The sequence below is a fragment of the Pontibacter diazotrophicus genome (assembly GCF_003367245.1).
GTDB lineage: Bacteria > Bacteroidota > Bacteroidia > Cytophagales > Hymenobacteraceae > Pontibacter > Pontibacter diazotrophicus.
Window position 1 is genome coordinate 33939 of sequence record NZ_QRGR01000006.1, and the last position, 24700, is coordinate 58638.

Here is a 24700-nt window from a genome sequence, read left to right on the forward strand (position 1 = left end):
AATAAACTGATGCTTTAAAACAGGCACAAATCGGATCCCTTTCCGTTTATACCATAAGAGGTCTGGGAATGTTATAAGTTTTACGTTAATAATTATTAAACTTTGTAATAACGCTTTTATTAGGCCTTTGGAGCTGTGTGCAAGAGGATATTTCCGTCATTGTTTGTCCTTTAGAAAACACGAAATGATGCGTAAAGATACGTGGAACTTACAGACAGAAAGGTCTATAACGCCACCTGATGTAATCTGAAGATAGAAGGATTGGGACTGCTGCGATGATAACCCAAGACCAGCCATATATTAAAATACTTATTCCCGTTATTTCTTCTGAAGGAAAGAAATGCGCTCGCTCTGAAATGGCGTTACGTATTATCAGGCAGGAGAATGATATATTCCGGTTTTGATACAAAAAGGTGTAGGTCTGATGCATTTTGTACACACCTAACAAAACGATTATTATAATAAAGGGACACCTAAGGAGTTACTTCCTTCCACGACACAGCTTGTGCTGTATGCAGCAGGGTATAATCACTTAGGAGATCGGCTTCAGGTGCTGCACAATCCAAACGGATATTAGCGTGATAGCACAGGCTATAATACCAACCCAGGAAAAGTGGAGCAAAGTACCTGTAGCAGATTCTTTTACTATAAAACCCGCTGCAAACGAACCTAAACCAGCGCTTAGCTGCTGCACGGACGAGTTGATGCTCATAAAACTACCTCTCAGCTTCGGCTCTACAGTGGAAGTAATTAAGGCCATGGCAGGCACAAAGCGGGCTCCATAGAAGACAAAGAAGAAAGTTGTGATGATAAGGGCGATATAGTGCGCCACAGGTGGCAGATTCGTTATGACCAGAATCGGCAGGATTGAAAGTAGCGCGGAGATAGTGAAAACACGCTTCTTACCGTGTTTGTCTGCCAGGCGGCCGGCCCACTGCGAAGTAAAGACAGTTGCCAACCCACCAAATAAGTAGATATAGCTTAACTCCGCCTCCTCAAAGCCAACATTAGCCACCATATACGGACTAATAAAGGGCACTACAAAAAAGCCAGCCATTGTCAGGGTTACTGTTAAGGCCATAGACCACTGCAGGTTTCGCTTGCCCAGAATATTTCGGATTACCAGGAAAGGGCTTTCTTTGGTGGCATTGGTCAGGTGGCCCCGCATGGTCGGCAAAAAGAAAAAGCCTACCAGAAGAATCACAAAGCTTAAAGCCGCTACCAGGTAAAAAGGGGCGTGCCAGCTTGTCTGGCTTGCCAGGTACAAACCAATTGGTATACCGGCAATAGAGGCTACCGAAAAGGCAGCCATTACCTTACCCGTGGCAGCACCACGTCGCTGCTCCGGTATAGCATCCCCGATGATGGCTAATAACACTGCGCCCAAGACACCGCCAAAAGCCCCGGATAGTATTCGCGCCACAAGCAGCAGCCCATAGGTAGGGGCCATGGCGCATGCTAATGTGCCGATGGTAAAGCCCAGGTACAAACCAAGCAGTGCATGCTTTCTGTCAAAGCGGTCAATAATAAGCGCGCTCAGAAATCCAGCCACTGCCGCACTAAAGGTATAGGATGAAACCAGCAGGCCAAATTCTTTAGGTGAAATGCCAAACACGCGCATCAACTGCGGGCCCAGCGGCATCATGATCACGAAGTCTATCATGTGCGTGAACTGGATGGCAGCCAGTATAAATATTAAGAGCCCCTCCCGAATAACCTTTTTCGGAACAACGGCATCGGACTCGGTAATATCTGTACCTGCAGGCTCTTGTGGAGAGGCTTTCATATTTCTGACAGTCAATGTAAGAGGGTAAAAGTAAGCATAAACCTGCTCTTTAAAGAAGAACCTCTTTAAACTATCAATGCGGCTTGATTGTTTTCGGTAAGAGAAACATCAGGTTCAGGAAATTACAAATATGGCGAAGAAGCAGGAAGATACGGTTTGTGAACTCTGCGGGAGAGAGGTACAAAGCCTGTCGCGGCACCACCTTGTTCCGCGACAGGAGGGAGGCCGTTATGGTGCCACCGCTGAACTTTGCCAGCCCTGCCACAGCACCATTCACCTTACCTTCACCAACCGCGACTTAGCAACTGCATACAACAATATACCTGCCCTGCAAAAGGCGGAGCCGCTGCAGAAATACCTGAAGTGGGTGCGGGGGAAACGCATCCAGCGCATCTCCAACAGGAGAGGCAAGAATCGGCGGTAGCTTAGTTTCTTAACTTGAGAATAAGATCTGTTTTATATTGGTGCAGGCTTTCCTCTAAACCTGCGGGGTAGCTGTGCGGGTTCAGATAACGGCGTATACTTTCGTGCAGCCCGTCCAGCTGCGCTTTTGTCCGGGCTTTGATGGTGGCCAGGTCTGGTAGCGTGTAAACCAGTTGCCCTTCTTTAAATATCGGTACCAACAGTTCTTCATAGGCTGTTCCTGCAGCTATGGTTTTGCGGCGGGTGCTGTCCAGCGGGTCTACAATCTGGAGTTGCTCAGGCAGTTGCTGCAGTTCGTTATAAATCATGTCGGCTATGTTGCCGTTTTTATCATAAAACCGGCGCACCTGTAACATCCCTGGGTTAGAGGTCTTCGCCCGTTGCTCCGATAGCTTTACTTTATACTCCCAGTTGCCGTTTGGCTGTTTTAAGGCAGCCAGTTTGTACACACCACCAAGAGCAGGCTGATCATAGGCGGTTACCATTTTGGTGCCTATGCCCCATACATTTACTTTGGAGCCCTCGTGCTTTAAGCTCGTGATAATGTGCTCATCCAGATCGTTGCTGGCCACAATGTTGGTGTCGGTGAAGCCTGCGCTGTCCAGCAGTTTACGGGCTTCTATGCTCAGGTAAGTCAGGTCGCCGGAGTCGAGGCGGATGCCGCCAAACTTAAAGCCTTTCGGCTGTAGCTTTCTGGCTGTTTCAATGGCATTCTTTACTCCTTCCAGGGTGTCGTAAGTATCCACCAGGAAAACAGAATCCTGCGGGAACGCTTCTCCGTAAGCGGCAAAGGCTTCTTCTTCCGAGTCGAAAGCCTGCACCCAGCTATGGGCATGTGTACCCCTAACAGGAATGCCGTATAACTGACCCGCCAACAAATTGGATGTGGCGCTGGTACCGCCTATATAAGCAGCTCTTGAGGCAGACAGGGAGCCGTCGATGCCCTGCGCGCGGCGCATGCCGAACTCAATGACTGCGTCTCCTTTGGCGGCATCGGCAATGCGGGCAGCTTTGGTAGCTATCAGGGTCTCGAAATTGATGAGGGTGAGCAGTGGCGTTTCAATCAACTGCGCCTGCAGCAATGGCCCTCTTACCCGCACCAGTGGCTCATTTGGAAATACGGCGGTGCCTTCCGGAATGGCATCTACACTACAGGTGAATTTGAGATCCTGCAGGTACTGTATAAAACCCTGCTTAAACAGCGGCTGGCCTAGGCTGCCTTTCAGGTCAGATAAATATTTCAGATCCTCCTTCCGAAACTTTAGATCCTGCAAATACTGCACTGCATGCTCTAAACCTGCAGCAATGGTGTATCCGCCCTTGAACGGGTTCTTCCGGAAGTATAAATGGAAAACCGCTTCCTGCTCTGCCATACCTTTTTTCCAGTAGCCGTACGCCATCGTAAGTTGGTACAGGTCAGTCAGAAGGGTGAGAGAGGTTGCGTAAATATGTTTTAAAGCCATGCCGGGAAATTAATGATGAAGAAGCGGTTGCTGCCATTGTTTTAGCAGCTGGGTTTAGCTGTCTGCTTATTTCTGTTCTATAAACCGGCAATTTAACAATTCAGCAATTAAACAAATTAACAATTTGCGTCTGAATGCTTATGGATGCAATTTTAAGCCATGCAGAAAAAAACATTTATCCCTTTTTCAGAGGTTAAAATTAAAAAAGCCATAGTGGTAGACAGCACCCATGCCAACGGCGTGATGCTGTCGCACTGGAAAGGTGCTCCTACACCCGCTGCTGTACAAGACGATACCAGCGCCGCCATTGTTTTGCATGCCCTGCGGCAGAACATGCCCGCATTAGATTTACCCTTTGTGTCAGCGAACCATTTCGATATAGATGGCTTTGTGGGGGTGTGGGCGCTGCTTAACCCGGAGCGGGCACTGGAGCACGAGGAACTGCTGCGGCAAATGGCTGTAATCGGGGATTTCAGGGAGCTTGACCTGAACCATCCCTTGGCGGGGGAGGCTCTGAAACTGGTGTGTTGGATCAATGCCAAAGAGCGGGAGCTTTTTTACAAGCCTTTTGCCGCCGACGAAGCAGAAGAAAAGGAAGCGGCGCAGTGTGTGCAGAAGTTCCGATACTTTCTACGGGAATTCGACCGCGTGCTGCAGGACCCGGACTGGGAGAGAGGTGCTTGGGAAGATGAAGTGGGAAGTGTATTACTGGGCTACCGCGACATGTATAAATCAGATACCAAAATAACGCGCCACCCGGAGATTGGCCTGATTATCATCCAAACGCCACATCCTGTACATTACTACGCCCTCTTCAGCCGCACACAAGGCTTTGATATGGTATTGGCTTGCTACGATCAGAATAAATACGAATTAGAGTACAAATATACCACTTGGGTAGATATTGCCTCACGGCCTACGCTGCCCCGCCTGAACATGGCGCCACTGGCAGAGCGCCTGAACCAACTGGAGACTTTCGGCCGCCGCTGGACCCATGAAGCCATTACGGATACTGGTCCCTTGTTGCGCCTGGATGGCGATAAGCTAACCCGCACAGAAGCCTACGACAATCCAACAGAACGTGACATCTATACTTCTTCCATACCTGTAGCGCAGCTAAAGAAAGAGGTTGTAAGCTACTATCAGGAAAGCTACAAAAATATCCAGCCCCGGTATAACTGGACCTGGAAAGAAGTGAAGGACCTCAACAAGTAGGTACAGTATGTAGCTGCTCCATCTCTAGTGCCTGTTCATTCTATAAAACAAGTTTGCCATAGTTCCTGCTCCCATGCCCTATAACCGGAAGCCAGTATGCTTCCAGTTATAGGGCATTTTTACATCTGGTAAGCTCAGCTAAGTGCATGGGTGCAGATAAAAAAGTAGGTTTAGAGGCAGTATGTAAAGGATTGATTTTAAAACTGCTATCTCTTGTAGTTCTTTTCGTATACATCGTAAAATAGTGATATATTCACAAGCTAAACCAAACAACACAACGTATTATATGGAAAAAATTCTATGTCCCGTTGACTTCTCGGATACCTCAGGGAGGGCAATTGAATATGCTGTTTATATTGCGCAGCATGCGGGGGCGCACCTGTCGTTGCTACACGTGCTGCACCTGCCAATTGTGGACACATCTGAAACAGCTTTGGTGGCAAGCGAACTGCTGGGGGAGCAGAAGCGCGACGCAGCCGTAAAGCTGGATGCACTGATTCTTGAAATGGAAAATAGATATGGCGCAAACCGTGATGGGGGGTTCACGTGCGATTATATTCTGAAAGAGGCGCTGCTAACAGACATAACAAACGAACTGACGGCATCCGGAGGCTATGAACTGATTGTGATGGGCACAACTGGTTTAGACAATACGATGGAGGAATTACTGATTGGAAGTAACACCGAAGCGGTGATTGAGGAAGTGAAGAGCCCGGTGCTCTCTATACCTGCCACTGCGCCGGCGCCCAGTTTCGAAAAAATAGTGTATGCCTCTGACTATAGCGAAGAAGACAGAAATGCCTTAAAACAGGTGGTAAACCTTGGCAGCTTTTTCGGTTCACAGATAGATGTGGTCCACGTCGTAAAGTCCCAGGGGGCGACCCATAGCGAAGAGGCGGAGCACTTTTGGGCTGAGCTTCAGAAACTGTTTCCGAACGTGCCACTTAATTTCCAGGAAATCACTAACAAGCACCGTGATGAGGGGTTGAAGGCCTATTTCAAAAAAGCTGGTGGTGAAGTACTGGCTATTGTAAGACGAAAAAAAGGATTCCTCCGGGAGTTGTTCACACAGAGTTTGGCGGAGCGGCTTACATACCAGGCAGAGGTGCCCCTGTTGGTGCTGCATGGCCAGAAAATAAAGTAAGTATAACATCTTGTTCATAACGGCAAAGGCCCCGCTTTTGCATCGGAGCCTTTGCCGTTAGAATTAGTATGGTAAAACTTTAAATAGCAGTATATGCATTCCTCCTGGAGCAGAACGGTGTTAACGTACAGACTCTCCGTGGTTGAAAGCGGACTGCAGTTTAGCTAATAAACTCTTGTACTGCAGTACATCCTCACCTTCACACCAATCTTTTTGTAACTTATATATCATCACATTTACCGTCTCCTCAAGCCGAGACAGTTCCTGGTCTGTTATTTCGAGATATATTTTCTTTTCCATGACTGAATTAATTAATCCCTGCAATATTAAGTGTCAGGGCTACAAATTAAAATTAAAGCTTCCGAATAAGCAATAAAAATGTTCTAACATTAGAGTACTCAGTGTCTAACATTCTGATACACAATGAAGTTCAATGCCCGACTGTTCGGGCAAAGTAGCTATGCTGTACGGGAAAATGATTCGTGTTGTTCATAAGAACCTGATTTCTTATGGGTAACGAGTTGTTTGTCTCCTCCATCAAGAGTGCCTTGGTATAGCGATGGCTGCGGCCGGAAAAAAGATGGATGTGATTACAGCCACTACTGGTTTATAGCAGGGCAGCTTGTGGGTTTACCTGATAATCCGACAATGCCGGCTGCTGAAGCTCATTAACGTGAAAGCCCCTGACTAGCTTGTATAGATGCTGGTCAGGGGCTTTCACGTTAATTATCAGCTTAGGCTTAGGCTATCTTACCATATCTTCATCAAAAATATGATCTAAATCTTTGCTGCATACCTGGCAGTTGTAGCGGCCGTATGTTTCAATGGCACGGGGAATTGTCACGTTTCGGTAATTACCTTTGCACTGCACCAGCAGCGGGCAATCGTGCTGCACATGGAAAATATCTGACGATGTATTCTCACAGATCCAGACGCGCTTATCTGCCAGATCCGGCGGAACAATAAAGAAGGTAGGAGCAGGTCTGGTTTCTGTGGATTCTTCCTCAGAAACAGGAGTTTCTGTCTCTGTTTGTGGCGTGTCATCAGTCTCTACTGTCTCCTGACATGCGAAAACAGTACATGTTATTGCCAGCAGCAGTACATTTCTGAAGGCCTTAGCTATTGTGGTTGGTAGGGTGAAGTTCATTTTGCTTGATGGCGATTTATCAAAGGTATAGATTTTTAAAGGTTGCTGCAGGTCTTGTCTGCTCTGCGGTCATACTCCTGAATAGCGGCGGCTTCCGTTACAGCCAGTATATCCTGCTTGCAACGCTTCAGCACGTGGCAGGTCTTGGTGAGGTGGTATACGGCGGAACCGTTGCTGTTGCAGAGGTAGACGGTGCGTTTGGAGGCGCCTGCCGGTAGAGGTGTGGTGTTTACAGAAGCCTCTGTCGTGGTGCTGCCGCTTCGTTTCTCTTTCCGGAAATCCCATGGAGCCACGGGGTTCGGATCCTGCCACAGACCGCGCTTAAACTGTCTGGCATCGGCCTCTGAGTTTGCTAGGCTATTATCCTTTGAGTAAGCTGTATAATGCCAGGCATAGCCGTTCTTTATCAGTTCCTCGTTTAAGCTGCGCCCATCGGGCAGCATGATTGTTCCGACAGTGCGGCCGTAGCGGTCTTTGTTATGCGTTATCAGACGCACTGTTTTACCAAATACCAGGTCTGAGGTAAATTGCTTTGCTCTTTCTCCGTAGGCTTGTTTTTTTTCTGGTGTGTCCACGCCATATAAACGTACCGTTTCTGACTGGCCATTGCGCAGCAGCTCAATTGTGTCACCGTCTTTTATCCCTATCACTTTATCTCCGGCGGTTGTAGCAGGTCTGGCAGGTGCTGTTTCTTCTGCCTCTTCAACTGTAGTAGCTCCTTCCTCAGTAGTTTCGGCAGGTAAAGTTCCAGACTGATTTTCGTTGCGTTCCAGTATAGCCTCTTGCCGCTGCCTGAACTGCTCCTGTGCTTCTTCCCGGCTGCTCTGCTTGCATGACATGGAGGCACAGAGCAAAAGAACAAGCAGGAAGTGGAAGTTTTTTCTCATGTGTATGTATGACCTGCTACAAAAATACACAGGCCCATCGGAGAAAAATAATGCTGCCGTTTATCTTTTTGGACTGAGTTATATTGCAAAGGGTTTTTTGTAATTTCTATACCCTATTCATCAAATTCAACATACTGCTTACCACCCCACAATTTCCACCTTGCTCACGCCACCGGCTTTCTTTTGCACGCGTATCTGCGTACTGATGCGCTCCTTCAGCGCCTCCACATGCGAGATGATGCCGATCATTTTGCCACCGGCCTGTAAATTTTCCAGGGTGGATATGGCAGCATCCAGCGTCTCAGCATCCAGCGTACCGAAGCCTTCATCGATAAACAGCGAGTTAATTTGGGTGCGGCGACCTGCGAGGTCGGAGAGGCCCAACGCCAGCGCCAGGCTAACCAGGAAGCTCTCCCCGCCAGACAGCGTGTTCATCGGGCGGATGGCTTCTGCCTGGTACGTGTCCACTATCAGCAGCTCCAGGTCCTCGTCTGAGGATTTGAGGATGCGGTAGCGGTCGTTCAGCTTTTGCAGGTGGCGGTTTGCCAGTTCCACCAGTCTGGCCAGTGTCAGGCCCTGTGCAAAACGGCTGAACTTGTTTCCATCTGCTGAGCCTATCAGGTCAGCCAGTTGATCCCAGCGGTTGCATACCAGTTGCTGTGTTTGCAGCTGTTCGGCCAACTCTTTGTTTTTGGCGCGTTGCGCTGCGTCCTGCTCTAACAGTTGCTGGTAGCGGGCGCGCTGTTCAATCAGCTCCCTTTGTTGCTGCTTTTTCTCTTCTGATGTCTTTTGCAGGGCATCCGTGCTTTCTGAAGTAAGCTGTTTCGCCTGCGTTACCTCCAGGTCGTGCCGTACATCGCTCAGGGATTTACGAAGCTCCGTCAGGTACTTCTCTGTCTGGGATTTCAGGTTAGCCAGGCGGTCGGCTTCGTCCCGTTCCAGCAACATCTGGCTGAGAGCTTCAATGGTGGCAATGCCTTTCTGCTGCAATACCTGCAGTAAGCCATCGCGCAGCCTGTCGAGCACCGATTTATTCTGCTGGTGTTTGGAGGTGCATTCTGTTCGTCGTTGCCGTGCCTCCTGCAGCTGCTGTTGCTTTTTCTGTTGTTTCGCACGGGCCTCTTCTGCCTGATTAGCAAGATGGCGGAGTTCCTGCTGGGCCAGCTGTCGCTCCTGCTGGGGGGCTTTCTCTCCGAAAAGCTGCGTGCGTGTTTCCTTCAGCTCTGTCAGTTTCACGTGTTCCAGCTTCAGGTTTTCCTGTCGCTCCTTCAGCTCCTGCTCTTTCTCCTGTACCTTCGTCTGCAGGGCTTTTACCTGCTCTTTCAGTTCAATGTACTTTTCGCGCATCTGCTCCAGCGCCTGCTGTTTCTGCTGGTGCGCAGCTGCCTGTTGCTCCAGCGTTTGCAGGAGTTCTTGTCTTGCCTCCGGCTTGTAGGCTAAGCGATAAGTGGCGGCAAAAGACTCCGCTGTCTCTGTATGTGCCTGTTGCTGCTCCTGCTGGTCCTGTAAGGTAACCTGAAGCTTTTGCAACTGCGTTTGCAGCAGCTTGTCAGAGTGTTGCAGCTGGGCGTATTTACCCTGCGCCTGTACCTGCGCTTCGCGTAGCTGCATCAGCTGCTGGTTTACAGCCTCTGTTTCGCGGCTCAGGTTGCGGGCCTGGGCCAATGTTTTATGCAACTGGTCCAACGCCTGCTTTTCATTTTGCAGCAGTTCTGAAAGCTTAGCGTCTTCCTCGATCGTTAGGTCTAAGGCAACGCCTTCTGCTAACTGGGTAAAGCTAAGTTGCAGGCGTTCCTTTTCTGACGCAGCTTCTGCTTTAGCCTGTGCAGCTAACTGTAGTTTTGGCTGCAACGCACTGATTTGCAGTTGCAGCGTGTGGATGCTGCGCTGTATTTCCGTTACCAGGGCCTGTTGCCTGTCTCTTTTCTGCTCTTCTTCCGTCAGGCTGATGGTATAGGCACCTTCTACAAAAGGATGATGTTCAGAGCCGCACAGGGGACATGGCTCTTCCGGTTTCAGGGTATGCCGCGCCTGCTCATACTCCTGGATGCGCTGCTGTAAAACCACCAGTTTCTGAAGGTCTTCCAGCCGTTCTGCGGCCGCTGTATAGTTTCGCTGTGTTTCGGCTAATTTTGTTTTGTGTGAAGCTGCTTCCTGTTCCTGCTGTGCGATTTGGTTCTCAAGGCTTTTCAGTTTCTGCTGCAGCGCAGCATGCTGTTGGGCAAATTCAGCCAGGCGTTCGTACCGGGCCAGCACCGCCGGCTGTGCCTGTGCCGCCTGCTCCAGCTCCTCCATACTTTTGTCGGAGAGGATTTCCTGCAGCTGTGTCAGCTTTTCCTTCTTTTGCTTTTCCAGTTCTTTTTGCTGCGCCTGCTGTTGCTCCTGTGCCTGTATAAGTTGCCTTACCTGTTGCGCCTCCTGCACGCGTTGGTTTTGTAGCTCCTGCTGCTCTTTCTGGTTGAACTTTAGCTTTTGTTCCACTTCCTGCAAGTCTTTCAGGGTCTGGCGGAACTCGGGCAGGTTTTCCCGCAAATCCTGCAGATGCTGGTTGGTCTCCAGCCAGCCTTTAAGTGTGGTGGCCTCCTGCGTCAGCTTTTCCAGCTCCTGTTGCTTTTCGGGCAATAGCGCCTGTTCCTGCTTCAGGGCTGCTTCAAACTGCTGGTAAATCGATTTATCTTTTGCATAGTTATCCCGAGCAGCGTGCAGTTGGTGATCAAGCTTGGTAACCTGCTCCAGGAGAGGCTCCAGCTTTTGCAGGATTTCCTCTTGCTGCTGATAGGCTTTACCGGCCTCCGTGGCCACCTTTCCGGCCAGTTCCAGCTCCGCCTCCAGCACCGGTAATTGCTTTTCCAGTGTTTGGAGCTGCTCCTGTACTTCAATCACTTTATTATCGGCAGCCTTTATCTCGGTCAGTTCGCCCACATATTGGTTTGCCTGCTCATGCTGCTGCAGCTTCCGGAAATCGGGTTGCAGTTGTTCCAGCTTCTGCTCCTGCACCTGCAGGGCCGCCTCGTGCTGTTGCTTTTTAGACTGTAATTGTTGTACCTGCTGCAGCCACTGCAGCTGCTCCTGCACAAGATTGATTTCCTTCTGAAATACTGCTTCCTGTTCTTTCAGCTCTGCAACACTTTGCTCATACGCCTGACGCTGTTCTTCCGGAAGCAGCTTGCTGTCCTGCAGGCGGCGCTCCAGCTCTTCGCGCTTTTGTCGCTCAGCTTTCGCCTTTTCGTAGGCTGATTTAGAAATCTCGGAATAAATGCCGGTGTCGGTGATTTTCTCTAACAAGTTGCTGCGCTCATTCGGGTTTGCCTTTAGGAAACGCGCAAAGTCTCCCTGCGATAGCATAACAGAGCGGAGGAACTGGTTGTAATCTAGTCCGCAGATTTCCGCAACTTTATCCGGCACCTGGCTCGGCTTCAGGTCAAATGGTTTATCATCCTCCAGGTCGCACAGCTCCATGTGCACCGGCTGCATGTTGCCGTCTGCTTTGCCCCGGCTGCGGCGTATTTGCCACCGCGAGCGGTAGCGCTGGCCGTTCGCCTCAAACTCCACCTCCGAGAAGGACTCTGCTGTGTGGCGTGTCATCAGCTCTAACGGCTTGTCACTGCTGTGGCGGTGCACCAGTCCATATAAGCCCACTGTGATGGCATCCAGTATGGTAGTTTTACCGGCACCGGTCTGGCCTGTGATGGCAAACAGACCCGCATCGGCCAATGGGCTTTGGTCAAAGCGGATTTCATGCTCACCCTTCAGCGAGTTCAGGTTCTGGAAACGGACAGAGAGGATTTTCATGGGTGTACTTTGGCTATTTTATACATGGTATAAAGCAAGTGATAAGCAAAATGTCACTTGCTGGTGTCCGGTAAACCTCGCAGCGTGCGCAGCTCCTGCGAGCGTTTGCTGCGAAAGAAATCCAGACACTCGCAGGAGCTGCGCACGCTGCGAGGTTATTCTAAATTCAACTTTCTAACTCTTTAACCCTCTAACTTTTTAACTTTCTTCAGCCTGTCCCATTAACTCCAGCAGTTCAGAGAAAGTAGCCACTAGTTCAGCATGGTCACTATCAGGATAGGCGCTTTCGCAGCGTTTGAGGAACACGTCTTTTTCGCGGAGGGTGTGCAGGTCTACTTCTTCGTGCACCTGCTGTTCCAGTGTTTGCACTGTGGCCTTGATGAGGGGCGGGCGGTGAATAAGCAGTTGTATCTCAGGCTTCAGTGACAGCACCTCCTCCAGTTGCTGATTCAGGTCGGGGAGGGGCGTGTCGAGTTCTACCTGTATTTCGGCCCAGGCGGTTAAAGTATAGTCGCTGTTATCATACACTGCCAGCTGCTGTTTTACTTTCTCCAGAGAACCTTTGAAGCGCACTAATTTGCGACAGCAGGGAATCTCTAACTCCTTTAGGTCAGCTAGTTTCCCATCTTTAAAATCCAGCACATAATTTACCTTTTTGTCGGTTACCTCACTGAAGGAAAGGGGGATGGGAGAGCCGGAGTAGCGGATATGGTGGCGCTTGTTTACCTGCTGCGGACGGTGCAGGTGGCCGAGGGCCACATAGTCAAACTCCTTTGGAAACTGGTCTGCGCCAATCTGCCCGAGGTTACCCACATGTATCTCCTTCTCACTGTCGGAGGCGGTGCTGCCGGCGGCAAACAAATGACCTGTTGCTACCACAGGTATGTCCTGCTCTTTGTACTGCTGCAGGTGCGGCACAAAAGCCTCGTAATGCGCTGCTATACCTTCTTTGATGCGTGTTTCCCGCTCTTCATAGCTTTCTCCGGCCACAGATAGCCTGATATCGCGGTCGCGGAGGAAAGGCACGGCACACACCACCAGTTCCAACACGCCCTGCGTGTTTCGCAATTCGATTAACTCATCCAGCGGGTCAGGTGTGGCACCACCAATCACGTAAATATTGAAGCACTCCAGCAGCTCCCGTGGCGCGTTGAGGGTAGAAACAGAATCGTGGTTACCGCCTGTGATAATAATGTGGCGGCAGCAGGTGGCGCATACCTTCCGCAGAAAGTCATAGTACAGTTTCAGGGCGGTATTAGAGGGGGCACCATTATCGAATACATCGCCCGCCATAATCAGCGCCTCTACCTGCTCCTGCTCAATGGTTTGCAGCAGCCAGTTCAGGAAATGCTGGTGTTCTTCTGTCCGTTCGAGGTTTACGAGGCGCTGGCCCAGGTGCCAGTCTGAAGTGTGTAGTACGCGCATATCCCTTTTCTTGTCTCCTATTCAGCTCTAAGATACAGTAGGAGACAGGCATAATACAAGTTGAGGGAAGAGCTTTTATCAACAGGTTATTAACAATTAGGAGGATTTGTAGCCTATAGGGCTTTTTGCTTGCTGTTGAGGTTTTTAGCAAGACGTTGTTGTACGGAGACGCAGATGTCCGGAAGAGCAGTAGATAAGAGTAGCTTAAAACAACAAGGGCAGGAGTAAATGTATACTCCTGCCCTTGTCTCTTGCATATATCAGCTTACTCATCCACACCTTGTTCGGTAGGTAAACCTGCTTCTCTTAAAGTTTGAAAGCCGCCGATGTTATAGATATTCTGAAATCCTGCTTCCTTCATTAGCTCGGCGGCTTTGCCGCTGCGGTTTCCGGAGGCACAGTACAGGTAATACACTTTGTTCTTCTTCCAGGTTTTTATCTCTTCGGCAAAATCCCCGCCTCTGTAGTCTGAGTTGATGGCGCCGGTCAGGTGGCCGTCGGCAAATTCCTCCGGCGTGCGTACATCCACCACCATGGTTTTGCCACTCATGCGCTGCCTTTTATACTCCTGTGCGCTCAGGTTCTGAACCTCCACCGGCGTACTGTGCTGTGGACCAGCACAACTGAAAGAGGTCAGGATGATAAGGACTAACAGTATGGCTTTCATGGGTATATGTTTTAATGCTTCGAACTTAATTTGTATCAAATTTAAAAAATACGGAGCAAAATTGTGCAAGTATAGCTTCTTATTTCAATAGCATAAAGTGACGTGCCTTAAAATGCTTTGCCTCTGTTAATAAGGTTTATAATTTCTGTTAGCGTTGTATCGGTGAGAGAATAGTAGATATACTTGCCTTCCCGGTGCGTGCTGACGATGCCTTTGTCTCGCATATTGATGAGGTGGTGGGAGAGGAGAGACTGCTCTATTTTCAGGACTTCCTGCAGTTGGGTAACGGTGAGCCGGTTGCGCTGCTCCAGCAGATCAATGATGCTGATGCGCATAGGGTGCGCCAGGCACTTGAGAACGTAAGCGGCCTTTTCCAGTTTTTTCTTATCTATCCTGACTTGTAAGTTATCCATGCATTGTTGCAATTGTATGGCAAAATATATGGCCATGTATTCATATATCACTAAACATACACCTTCAATACAACGGAAGTTCCTTTTTTCCTGTATTAGTGACTTGTTTCTCCTGAAAAACAACGTTATAAAAAGAAAAGCAGCACTGGCAAAACCAGTACTGCTTTTAGAAAATCGCAGGTAAAGTATTTTTAATCTCTTAATTAGGCTGCAGGAATCCTGCGTGCTGCACAATGTCGACACCCAAACCTTGCGCTACTCCCATTCCCAAACCGATGTCGGCACGGAAGAAGTGGCATAGCTGGCGGTTTATTATTTCATCTTTTTTTGGACCACTGATGCCTTTCATGGCGCCAACAATGTTGTTGATAGTGTTCTGCTTCTCCTCAACAGACATTAACCGGTACAAGTCTCCAGGCTGCGTATAATGGTCATTTTCGCCTACGCCGTTGCGGTCGTACCAGTCAGCCACTACATTCTGACCGAGGTTCTCAGCTGGCTCTTTATAAGTCTCATCAGTGTAGATGGTGTCGAAGCTGTTCGGGAAGTAATTTGGCTTGCTGCCGCCGTTGCCGTCAACACGCATGGCGCCATCGCGCTGGTAATTGTTCACGGCAAACGGGCATCTGTTTACCGGAATCTGCTCGTAATTGGCACCTATGCGGTAACGCTGTGCATCCGGGTAACCCAATATGCGGCCCTGCAACATCCTGTCTGGCGAGAAAGTGATACCATCCACTACGTGGGTAGGAGCAAAGGCTGATTGTTCTACGTGCGCAAAGTAGTTATCCGGATTTTCGTTCAGTTCCAGTACGCCCACGTCAATCAGCGGGAAATCTTTCTGAGACCATACTTTGGTAACATCAAATGGGTTCCACTTATAATTGGCAGCCTCTTCCTCTGTCATGATCTGCACTTTTACAGCCCAGCGCGGGAAGTCACCTTTGTCGATGGCCTCCACCAGGTCACGCTGTGCCTGATCCGGATCGATGCCTTTCATTCTGGTCGCTTCCTCGTCGGTGAAGTTCTTTATGCCCTGCAGCGTTTTGAAATGGAACTTCACGTAGTGGCGCTCATTCTCATTGTTAATAAAGGCAAAGGTGTGGCTCCCGAAACCGTGCATGTGGCGGTAGGAGACAGGCGTGCCGCGGTCGCTCATCAGGATAACTACCTGGTGCAGGCTTTCGGGGTTCAGGCTCCAGAAATCCCATACCATGGTTGCACTCTTGGTGTTTGTGTAAGGGTCGCGCTTCTGGGTATGTATAAAGTCAGGGAATTTTTTCGGGTCCTTGATAAAGAAAACAGGCGTGTTGTTGCCTACCAAGTCCCAGTTGCCGTCTTCTGTGTAAAATTTGAGGGCAAAGCCACGCGGGTCACGTTCAGAGTCGGCGCTGCCTTTCTCACCGCCCACGGTAGAGAAGCGCAGGAACACACGTGTCTCTTTCCCGATTTCGCTGAAAACTTTGGCGCGGGTGTATTTAGTGATGTCGTGGGTAACGGTGAAGGCACCATAGGCACCGGAGCCTTTAGCATGTACAACACGCTCTGGGATGCGCTCACGGTTAAAGTGTGCTAGTTTTTCGTGCAGGATAAAGTCCTGAAGCAGGATGGGTCCACGCGGGCCAGCTGTTTGGCTGTCTTCATGCTCGTAGTAAGGTTTACCGGATGCAGTCGTTAGTCGGAGGTTTCTTTCTTTATCACTCATGGTTAAAAAGGCTTTGAGGTGTTTGATTTATAGTTCAAAGCTACCAGCGTGATGATTATAAGGCAAATTGATTAATTTTATATAGTTATAGTTTTAGATGATGATGTGCCTCCTGTTTCTCCTGTCAGGCTTTTATGGTAAAAGCGCTATATAAAATATTTTTCAGGAACTCTTCCTTAGCCTTATTTCAGGCAAAGCTCAAAGAGGAGCTAAAATTCAAATCCAAGGCAGTTAACGACTCATAGGTATTAAAATGCCTCACCTATACCCACGTTTATCGCAAAACCTTCCTGCCCAAAGCCTATGTCCAGCCGGGAGTGTAGCTTTTCATCCGGGAGTACTCTTAGCCTGAACCCAGTACCTACGGAATATTTAAGTGTGGAGAAGCTTGTTTCTGAAAACTCATTGAACACATCTCCTGCTCCTGCAAAGGCCACCATACCCAGGCGCCAGAAAAGCGGAAAGCGGTATTCTGCCTGCACGCCTGCAAAGTTGTTGGCTAGAAAACGGTTGCGGGTATAGCTGCGCAAAATCTGCTCGCCACCTGCAGTAGCCAGTCTTTGCACCGGAACATCCCCATTGTTCAGGTTCACAACCGCATTGACGGCGAATACATTATCAGGCTTCAGGCCCCAGTATTTGCTTGCTATAAAGTTGTAGTTGTTATAGCTAAAGTCACCTCCAAACGACTCGCTGAAACGGTGCGCAGAGGCCTCCAGATAGTAGCCGCTGCTCGGAAAAGCCGTGTTGTTCCTGTTGTCGTTTATCACCGCGATGCCCAGGCCAATGTTCACTCCCCCCCGGTATCCCGGAATTTGCCCTGTCAGCAACTGGCTTTGTAATTCTCCATCAGCAGGATTCAGTTCTGTTTCATAGTAGTTTGTTGCCTGCACCTCAGGGCCTATGAAAACACGATTTCCAATGTTCTTCAAAGGAGCGACCCTGGCACTTATATACTTGTACCTGAAAATTTCTTCGGCCTCATCGGGAGTCTCGTTGCCTATGCCGAAAAAGCGGTCGCGGTAAACGCGGTGGCGCACCTCACCGCGTATAAAGTACTTTTCGTCCCGGGTAAATATATTCCAGAAAAGCCACTGGTGCGTTTGCCTGTTTGTTGTAAAGTCCGTGAAAAACCTGGCAATAGAGAGCCTGGTAAAGCTGGTGTCTGTTTTGCTCCTTAATTTCAGATACCCAATAACAGTAGCCCCAAAGGCAAACTTGGTGTTGGGAGTATAATAGGCAACTGGTGCCGGTATAATGCCTCTTTTCGTTCGGTCTTCATCAATTTCCTCTATCGCAAGTGGCTTCTCCTGTGCAGCAGCGGGTTGCGCAGCCAAAAGTGTGATATGGCAGAGAGCCATAAGTAAGATTGATTTGATGCTTGGCATGTGCGTTAACGTGTAAATTTGTTTCATTTGATGTACTTACGTTAAAGCTGCTGCTGAGTATGCTAAAGCCTATTAGAAATATTGCTTTTTTACATGAAAAAATATAAACTAATACTGTAAATTAAGATTGCTGTACATCAGTCAGGCCTCTTGAGCAATCATAATAGAAGGGAAACAGTAAGCAGCTTATTCTGAAGACGGAACCTTTATAGTTGGGACACTGAACAAATGAATGATTGTATTTATATTGCGGTGATAATCAGGGTGTAAAATGTTGTGCTGTTTCCTTTTTATTGAAAATAACAGCTTCAAATGTCAGAAACCATAGGTAAAGCGCAGCGCAATAAAATATAATATGATGTATAAACTTTGATGCGTCCTGATTACATTTGGTAATCTAAACTAACCTTATTCACTTTATTTAATCCATTGATGAAGAAAATCTTAACCATTGCAGTTTGTCTGGCACTTGGCGCAGGCAACGTAATGGCGCAGGAGACTTTTCCGCGCAACGGGGTATATGATGAACGCTCCGGCTTAGTGGCGTTCACAAATGCCACCATTCATACTGATTATAAAACGACGCTTCCGAATGCCACGCTCGTTATCCGAAACGGTAAGGTAGAGGCTGTCGGGGCCAATGTAAAAGTGCCTGCAGGCGCTGTAGTGGTAGATGCAAAAGGCAAGCACATTTACCCGGGCCTGGTAGACATGTTCACCAGCTACGGTTTGCCAGAGGTAAAAAGCGAGCGCAGAGGCTATGGCTCACCGCCACAACCTGACACAGAAAAGGAGGGGGCTTTCAACTGGAACCAGGCTATCCGCCCGGAAACCAATGCGGTGGAGCTGTTCAAGGTAAATGAAAAGCAGGCAGAAGAACTTCGTAAGCTTGGCTTCGGTACTGTGCTGGCAGTGCACCGCGATGGCATTGCCCGTGGTACGGCTGCTTTGGTAACACTGGCCGACAAGCGCGAAAACGAGGTGGTTGTATTGGAGAAAGCTGCTGGCACGCTGTCGTTCGACAGGGGTTCTTCAAAGCAGGATTATCCAAATTCTCTTATGGGTGCCGTTGCCCTGTTGCGTCAGACATACCTGGATGCCCAATGGAATGCACAGAACCCGGAGAAAGAGCAGAACCTTTCCCTCAATGCGTTTACAACGGCAAACAAGTATCCACAAATTTTTGAGGTAGACAACAAGCTGAACATGATGCGTGCCGATAAGGTAGGCGATGAGTTTGGCAAGCAATATATCATCAAAGGAGCGGGTGATGAATACCAGATGCTGCCGCAGGTAAAAGCGACTAACGCCCCGGTTATCCTGTCGCTGAATTTCCCGGATGCCTATAACGTGGAAGACCCATTTGATGCGCGCCGCGTGTCTTTAGAAGATCTGAAGCACTGGGAGATGGCGGCTGCTAACCCGGCTATGCTGCAGAAAGCTGGTATTACCATCGCATTCACTGCTTCTGATCTGAAGGATAAAAAAGACTTCCTGCCCAACCTGCGTAAAGCCATTGAGTACGGTCTGCCAGCAGAAGAGGCTCTGAAAGCGTTAACTGCCACGCCAGCTAAATTGCTGCAGGCGGAGAACAAAGTGGGCAGCCTGAATAAAGGTTACCTGGCCAACTTCATCATCACTAGCGCTGATTTATTCGATAAGGAGAATGTGATTCTGGAGAACTGGGTGCAGGGCAACCAGTACAAAGTATCCGAGGTGCCTTCTGATTACCGCGGCGTATACACCCTGAAAATGGCGAATCAGCCGGAGCGCAAGCTTCTGATAGCGGGCACACCAGAAAAGCCAGAACTGAAAGTGGTGGCGCAGGACACAGTAAAAGGAAACATCTCCTTCAATGGCAAAATGGTGACCCTCTCTTTCAACAAAGACAAGAAGAGCAAAGAGAGTATTCGTTTGAGTGGCTGGTTAAATGAGGAGAACCTGCAGGGCGAGGGCCAGTTACCCGATGCTACTTCCGTGAAGTGGACTGCTGTTTTCTCTGAAGCCATGAGCCAGAAAGCGAAAAGCGACAGCACCAAAACAGCAGAACCAGTTGAGTTGGGCAACATGATTTACCCGTTCCAGGCTTTTGGTGCCGCTGAATTACCAAAGCAGGAAACGGTACTCATCAAAAACGCCACTGTCTGGACAAATGAAAAAGAAGGCATTATGCAGCATGCGGATGTGCTTCTGAAGAACGGTAAAATCGCGAAAGTAGGGAAGAACCTGAGCGAGTCTGGTGCCCGCGTGATTGACGGAACAGGCAAGCACGTAACACCAGGCATCATTGACGAGCACTCACATATTGCGCTGGATGGTGTGAATGAGGGTACGCAGTCTGTTACAGCTGAAGTACGTATGGCCGACGTGGTAGACCCGGAGGATATCAACATTTACCGCCAGCTGGCGGGTGGTGTAACCACTTCGCAGTTGCTGCACGGTTCTGCTAACCCAATTGGTGGGCAGTCGGCTGTGGTGAAGCTGCGTTGGGGCAAGAGCGCTGATGAAATGCTAATCAAGGACGCCAGGTTTATCAAGTTTGCTTTGGGTGAAAACGTGAAGCACTCCAACCGTAGCAACCTGCACAGTATCCGTTTCCCGCAATCCCGGATGGGTGTGGAGCAGGTATATGTGGATGCCTTTACACGTGCCAAAGAATATGAGCAGGCCTGGAAGAACTACAACAAACTGAGCAAGCGTGAGAAAGGGAAAACAGCAGCACCACGCCGTGACCTGGAGCTGGATGCGCTGGTAGAAATCCTGAACGATGAGCGTTTTATCACCTGCCATTCTTATGTGCAGTCAGAGATTAACATGATGATAAAGGTAGCCGATCAGATGGGCTTCCGGGTAAACACGTTCACGCATATTCTGGAAGGCTATAAAGTAGCGGACAAGATGCAGGAGCACGGTGCAGGTGCCGGTACTTTCTCTGATTGGTGGGCTTACAAAATGGAGGTAAAAGACGCCATCCCTTACAATGCCGGTATCATGAACAATGTAGGTGTACTGACGGCTATCAACTCCGATGATGCAGAAATGGCCCGCCGCCTAAACCAGGAAGCAGCCAAAAGCGTGAAGTATGCCGGTGTAAGCGAAGAAGATGCCCTTAAAATGGTGACGCTGAACCCAGCGAAACTGATGCACCTCGACGACAGAATGGGTAGCCTGAAAGAAGGCAAAGACGCTGACGTAGTGCTTTGGAACGACCATCCGCTTTCTATCTATGCCAAGCCGCTGAAGACGTTTGTGGACGGTGTCGCTTATTACGACCTGGAGCGCGATGAGCAGATGCGGGTAGACCTGGAAAAAGAGCGTATGCGCCTGGTGCAGAAAATGCTGAACGAGAAATCAGGTGGTGCCAAAACACAGGCTCCTGTCACCAGAAAAGCACGTGTGGTGCACTGCGAAGATGTGGAATTCAGTGAGGAAGAGGCTTACCTGGCGCATTAAATTGTTTATTGCTAGTTGTTAATTGTTTATCTCGGACATTAATAACAACCAGCAATCATCAATCAACAATATTTTAGAAATGGACATCATGAGATTCAAAAAAACATATATTACCGCAGCACTGACGGCCTTACTGAGTATACCAGCCCTGGCACAGGTGCCTGCGCCAGCTCCGAAGCAGAGTAAACCGATCTTGCTGAAGGGCGCTACACTGCACGTGGGCAACGGCCAGATAATAGAAAACGCAGCCGTAGGTTTCGACAACGGGAAGATTACGTATGCCGGGCCGCAGAATACGGCTAACCTGGGCAGCTACGAAGTGGTGGACGTAACAGGGCAGCACATTTACCCGGGCCTGATTCACCCTAACTCCACACTGGGTTTGAACGAAGTAGAGAGTGTGCGTGCCACCATCGACTGGCGCGAAGTAGGGGACTTTAACCCGAACGTGCGCTCTATCATCGCCTACAACACAGATTCTGACATTATACCGACGGTGCGGACGAACGGCGTGTTGATGACGCAGCTGACGCCGGTAGGTGGCACCATCTCCGGTTCTTCCAGTATTGTGCATTTGGATGCCTGGAACTGGGAAGATGCCGTGATGAAAGCCGATGAGGGTATTCACCTGAACTGGCCAAATATGCTCATCCAGATGGGTAACAGCACAGATGAAGAGAGGCTGAAGCGTATGGCGGAAAGCCGGGAGGAGACCCTGACAGAGCTGACGAAGCTGATGCGCGATGCAGCAGTATATAAAAGCGGTAAGCACGACAATGAGAACCTGAAATTAGCGTCTATGGCTGGTCTGTTCGACGGTTCTAAGAAACTGTACATTCATGCAGACTATGGCAAGGAAATCATCGAATCCATAAACTTTGCAAAACAGCATGGCGTGAAAGATATTGTAATTGTTGGTGGAGGAGATGCAATAGCCGTGGCTGATTTCCTGAAGGCGAATAACATATCAATAATTTACTCTGGTGTACACGCCCTGCCAACCCGTGCCGGGGAAGATGTGGATATGCCTTATAAAACGCCTTACCTGTTGCACAAAGCGGGTATTCCTTTCGCGCTGGATTATAATACCAGTATCCACGGTATCCGTAACCTGCCCTTTATTGCCGGTACTGCCGCAGCTTATGGTCTGGATAAAGAGCAGGCATTGGCTGCTGTTACCCTGAACGCTGCTAAAATTCTTGGTGTAGACAAGCAGGTGGGTTCTGTGGAGGTAGGCAAAGATGCAACTATTGTGGTATCTGCCGGCGACCTGCTGGATATGCGCACCAGCAACGTAACATACGCCTACATCCAGGGCCGCAACGTAGACCTCAACAACAAGCAGAAGTACCTGTACGAGAAGTTTGATAACAAGTATAAAGCACAGCAAAAAGCTGCGCCTACTACACCTACTTCCATGAAGAACTAAAACTGTTTTAGACTGATAACTTTAGAACGAGCTGCCGGATTTCCGGCAGCTCGTTTTGTTTTAGCAGGTGTTCGCACTTGCCTTTGGCTGTGCTGAAAATCAAAAGCAGTTTGATAGTGGTATAAGTCTTATAGCTGAGTTCAACTTAGACTTATCAAAGCCTACTTGTATTATGTGCCTGGCAGGAAAAAGAAAGCCCTGCGCTTCTGGCGCAGGGTCCTCAATAAGATATAAACAAACAATCAAATACTTTACATGCCAGGCAGCCAATTGGCAGGAGACTAACCTCCTCCGGAATAACCGGTTAATGCTGCGCTTTCACTTTTTCCTGTATAACACAGGCAATCTGTTTTATACTATATCAGCCAGAACAACCGGTGCACAGGCGTTACTGGTCTTCAACAGGTTTAACCAGTGCTTCGTTTGTATATTGCAGAGTGACAATTTTTCTCTCTAACCAATCAATTTATTTGCTGTGAGCTTGGCCTCTGCATCCGATGTGAACAAGAGGAGGGCCATCAGGCTCGGGCAGCAGTAAGTTTCTTCATTAGCTTGGAACGGCAACTTCAATAGGATAAAGCTAAGAAACCATTCCGTCTCCGCCTAAAGAAATAGATGAACTGCCAGAAATAATCGACAATCAGGGTTAAAACATCATTAACCCGTTCGATTACCTATAGGCAAAAAGAAAGGCCGCAAATTTTTGCGGCCTTTCTTTAGTGAAATTTAAGTGGATTAATATGGTTTAGCAGAATGAGAGTCGTCCTGTGCCTGTTCAACACCTTCTTCACCAGTAGTATTACCCATTGGTCCGTCAGTACCCTCAGCTTGCCTCTTCTTCTTCATTTCTTCTTTCATTTTCATCATCTTCTCGCTCATCATCTTGATGCCTTCAGCCACTCTGCGGCCGTAATCCTCATCAGCTTGCGTGAAGTACTCCACCATCTTGTCCTGAATGCGCTTATCACAGGCCGCCAGGTCATTGGATAGGTTCATGATCAGCTCATCGCGCTCCCAGTCTTCGAAGTTGCGATAGGTGTCGCCTGCCTGCTTAAACTGGTTTTTTCGGTCGATAACTTGTCGCATGAGGCTGGCTTCATAGCGTGGCATATAGTCCTTTCCAGGTTTTGGTGCTTCCTGCAAACCACCTAAAACAGATGGCTCATAGTTCACGTGCTTGTTCTGGCCCTCGGCGAAATCTGTTTTATAGGCCATTTGTCCGCCGCGCTGATTTGTGGCAACTTTGTTTCTTGGTGCATTGATAGGAAGTTGCAAATAGTTTGCACCAACCCGGTAACGCTGTGTATCAGAATAGGAGAACGTGCGGCCCTGCAGCATTTTATCATCCGAGAAATCCAGTCCGTCTACGAGTACTCCAGTACCAAAAGCTGACTGCTCTACCTCGTTGAAATAATCTTCCGGGTTCCTGTTCAGCGTCATTTTACCAACAGGATGCCAAGGAAACTGCTCTCTTGGCCAAAGCTTGGTATCATCCAGTGGATCGAAATCCAGTTCCGGATGATCATCATCGCTCATGATTTGCACCAACAGTTCCCATTCAGGATAGTTACCCTCCTCAATGGCCTCATACAAATCTTGAGTGGCGTGGTTAAAGTTTTTGCTCTGCACTTCTTGTGCCTCCTTTTGAGTGAGGTTTCGGATACCCTGCAGCGGCTCCCAGTGGTACTTCACCAGCACAGCCTCACCGTCAGCGTTTACCCATTTATAGGTATTCACTCCGGAGCCTTGCATCTGGCGGTAATTAGCCGGAATACCCCATGGCGAGTATAGGAACGTAACCATATGCGTTGCTTCCGGAGTACCGGAGAAAAAGTCGAAAATGCGATGGGCACTTTGTATGTTGGTGATAGGGTCAGGCTTCTGGGAGTGAATCAGGTCCGGGAATTTCATGGCGTCCCGGATAAAGAAAATCTTTAGGTTGTTACCAACGAGGTCCCAGTTACCGTCTTCGGTGTAGAACTTAACTGCAAAGCCGCGTGGGTCACGAAGAGTTTCAGGTGAACCGGACGGATGGCCGACAGTGGAGAAGCGCACAAACACAGGCGTCTCTTTTCCTTCTTTCTGAAACAACTTGGCACGTGTGTATTTAGAGATTTGCTGATCGCCCATTTTGCCATAGGCCGTAAAAACGCCATGTGCACCGGCTCCTCTGGCGTGTACCACACGTTCCGGAATACGCTCCCTATCGAAATGCGAGATTTTTTCTATAAAATGATAGTTCTCCATGGTAGCAGGCCCACGGTTGCCGACAGTTCGAATATTCTGGTTGTCAGTAACCGGGTGGCCCTGGCGGGTGGTAAGTTGGTTGCCTTGCTGGCCATTACCTGAGTTCATTTTCCCGC

16 protein-coding genes are annotated in these 24700 nt (G+C 49.0%); 5 read left to right on the top strand and 11 right to left on the bottom strand.

What is annotated here, in order from left to right:
- Positions 1-532: 532 nt before the first annotated feature.
- Positions 533-1786 carry an MFS transporter gene (locus DXT99_RS06400; RefSeq protein WP_115564714.1) on the bottom strand — a complete coding sequence of 418 codons (1254 nt, stop codon included), beginning with the start codon at positions 1784-1786 and terminating at the stop codon, positions 533-535.
- A 130-nt stretch (positions 1787-1916) separates the two neighbouring features.
- Here DXT99_RS06400 and DXT99_RS06405 point away from each other — a divergent pair, with 130 nt between their 5' ends.
- Positions 1917-2210: an HNH endonuclease gene (locus DXT99_RS06405; RefSeq protein ID WP_115564715.1), complete on the top strand. Its 294-nt coding sequence runs from the start codon at positions 1917-1919 to the stop codon at positions 2208-2210.
- Position 2211: 1 nt separating this feature from the next.
- Here the strand turns inward: DXT99_RS06405 and DXT99_RS06410 are convergent, their stop codons facing one another.
- A complete protein-coding gene (locus DXT99_RS06410) occupies positions 2212-3672 on the bottom strand; it encodes a nicotinate phosphoribosyltransferase (protein WP_115564716.1) in 1461 nt (486 codons plus the stop codon).
- A 159-nt stretch (positions 3673-3831) separates the two neighbouring features.
- Here DXT99_RS06410 and DXT99_RS06415 point away from each other — a divergent pair, with 159 nt between their 5' ends.
- A complete protein-coding gene (locus DXT99_RS06415) occupies positions 3832-4887 on the top strand; it encodes a DUF6687 family protein (RefSeq protein WP_115564717.1) in 1056 nt (351 codons plus the stop codon).
- A 286-nt stretch (positions 4888-5173) separates the two neighbouring features.
- Positions 5174-6031: a universal stress protein gene (locus DXT99_RS06420; RefSeq protein ID WP_115564718.1), complete on the top strand. Its 858-nt coding sequence runs from the start codon at positions 5174-5176 to the stop codon at positions 6029-6031.
- Positions 6032-6776: 745 nt separating this feature from the next.
- Here the strand turns inward: DXT99_RS06420 and DXT99_RS06430 are convergent.
- From DXT99_RS06430 to DXT99_RS06465, 8 genes are all read right to left on the bottom strand, one after another.
- Complete coding sequence (locus DXT99_RS06430; protein ID WP_115564720.1) at positions 6777-7178, bottom strand: hypothetical protein; 402 nt, start codon at positions 7176-7178, stop codon at positions 6777-6779.
- A gap of 35 nt (positions 7179-7213) precedes the next feature.
- A complete protein-coding gene (locus tag DXT99_RS06435) occupies positions 7214-8065 on the bottom strand; it encodes a thermonuclease family protein (protein ID WP_115564721.1) in 852 nt (283 codons plus the stop codon).
- A 138-nt stretch (positions 8066-8203) separates the two neighbouring features.
- Positions 8204-11857: an AAA family ATPase gene (locus DXT99_RS06440; protein WP_115564722.1), complete on the bottom strand. Its 3654-nt coding sequence runs from the start codon at positions 11855-11857 to the stop codon at positions 8204-8206.
- 198 nt (positions 11858-12055) lie between these two features.
- A complete protein-coding gene (locus DXT99_RS06445; RefSeq protein WP_115564723.1) occupies positions 12056-13282 on the bottom strand; it encodes an exonuclease SbcCD subunit D C-terminal domain-containing protein in 1227 nt (408 codons plus the stop codon).
- Between the two features lie 265 nt (positions 13283-13547).
- On the bottom strand, positions 13548-13949 hold the full coding sequence (locus DXT99_RS06450; RefSeq protein WP_115564724.1) for a rhodanese-like domain-containing protein: 402 nt from the start codon (positions 13947-13949) through the stop codon (positions 13548-13550).
- Positions 13950-14056: 107 nt separating this feature from the next.
- Positions 14057-14362 (bottom strand): ArsR/SmtB family transcription factor, encoded by a 306-nt coding sequence (locus DXT99_RS06455; RefSeq protein WP_115564725.1) that lies wholly within the window; start codon positions 14360-14362, stop codon positions 14057-14059.
- A gap of 199 nt (positions 14363-14561) precedes the next feature.
- Entirely contained in the window at positions 14562-16067 is a 1506-nt protein-coding gene (locus DXT99_RS06460) for a catalase (RefSeq protein ID WP_115564726.1), read from the bottom strand.
- Between the two features lie 248 nt (positions 16068-16315).
- Positions 16316-17482 (bottom strand): BamA/TamA family outer membrane protein, encoded by a 1167-nt coding sequence (locus tag DXT99_RS06465; protein ID WP_246000487.1) that lies wholly within the window; start codon positions 17480-17482, stop codon positions 16316-16318.
- Between the two features lie 405 nt (positions 17483-17887).
- On the opposite strand from DXT99_RS06465, the gene DXT99_RS06470 reads away from it, so the two are divergent.
- Together DXT99_RS06470 and DXT99_RS06475 are read left to right on the top strand one after the other, a co-directional pair.
- The gene (locus DXT99_RS06470) at positions 17888-20908 is read left to right on the top strand and encodes an amidohydrolase family protein (protein ID WP_115564727.1); all 3021 of its coding nucleotides are present in this window, start codon (positions 17888-17890) and stop codon (positions 20906-20908) included.
- 88 nt (positions 20909-20996) lie between these two features.
- Positions 20997-22337: an amidohydrolase family protein gene (locus tag DXT99_RS06475; RefSeq protein WP_115564763.1), complete on the top strand. Its 1341-nt coding sequence runs from the start codon at positions 20997-20999 to the stop codon at positions 22335-22337.
- Positions 22338-23072: 735 nt separating this feature from the next.
- On the opposite strand, the gene DXT99_RS06485 is transcribed toward DXT99_RS06475, so the two are convergent.
- Positions 23073-24692, bottom strand: a complete 1620-nt coding sequence (locus DXT99_RS06485; RefSeq protein WP_115564764.1) for a catalase — start codon at positions 24690-24692, stop codon at positions 23073-23075.
- Positions 24693-24700 lie beyond the last annotated feature (8 nt).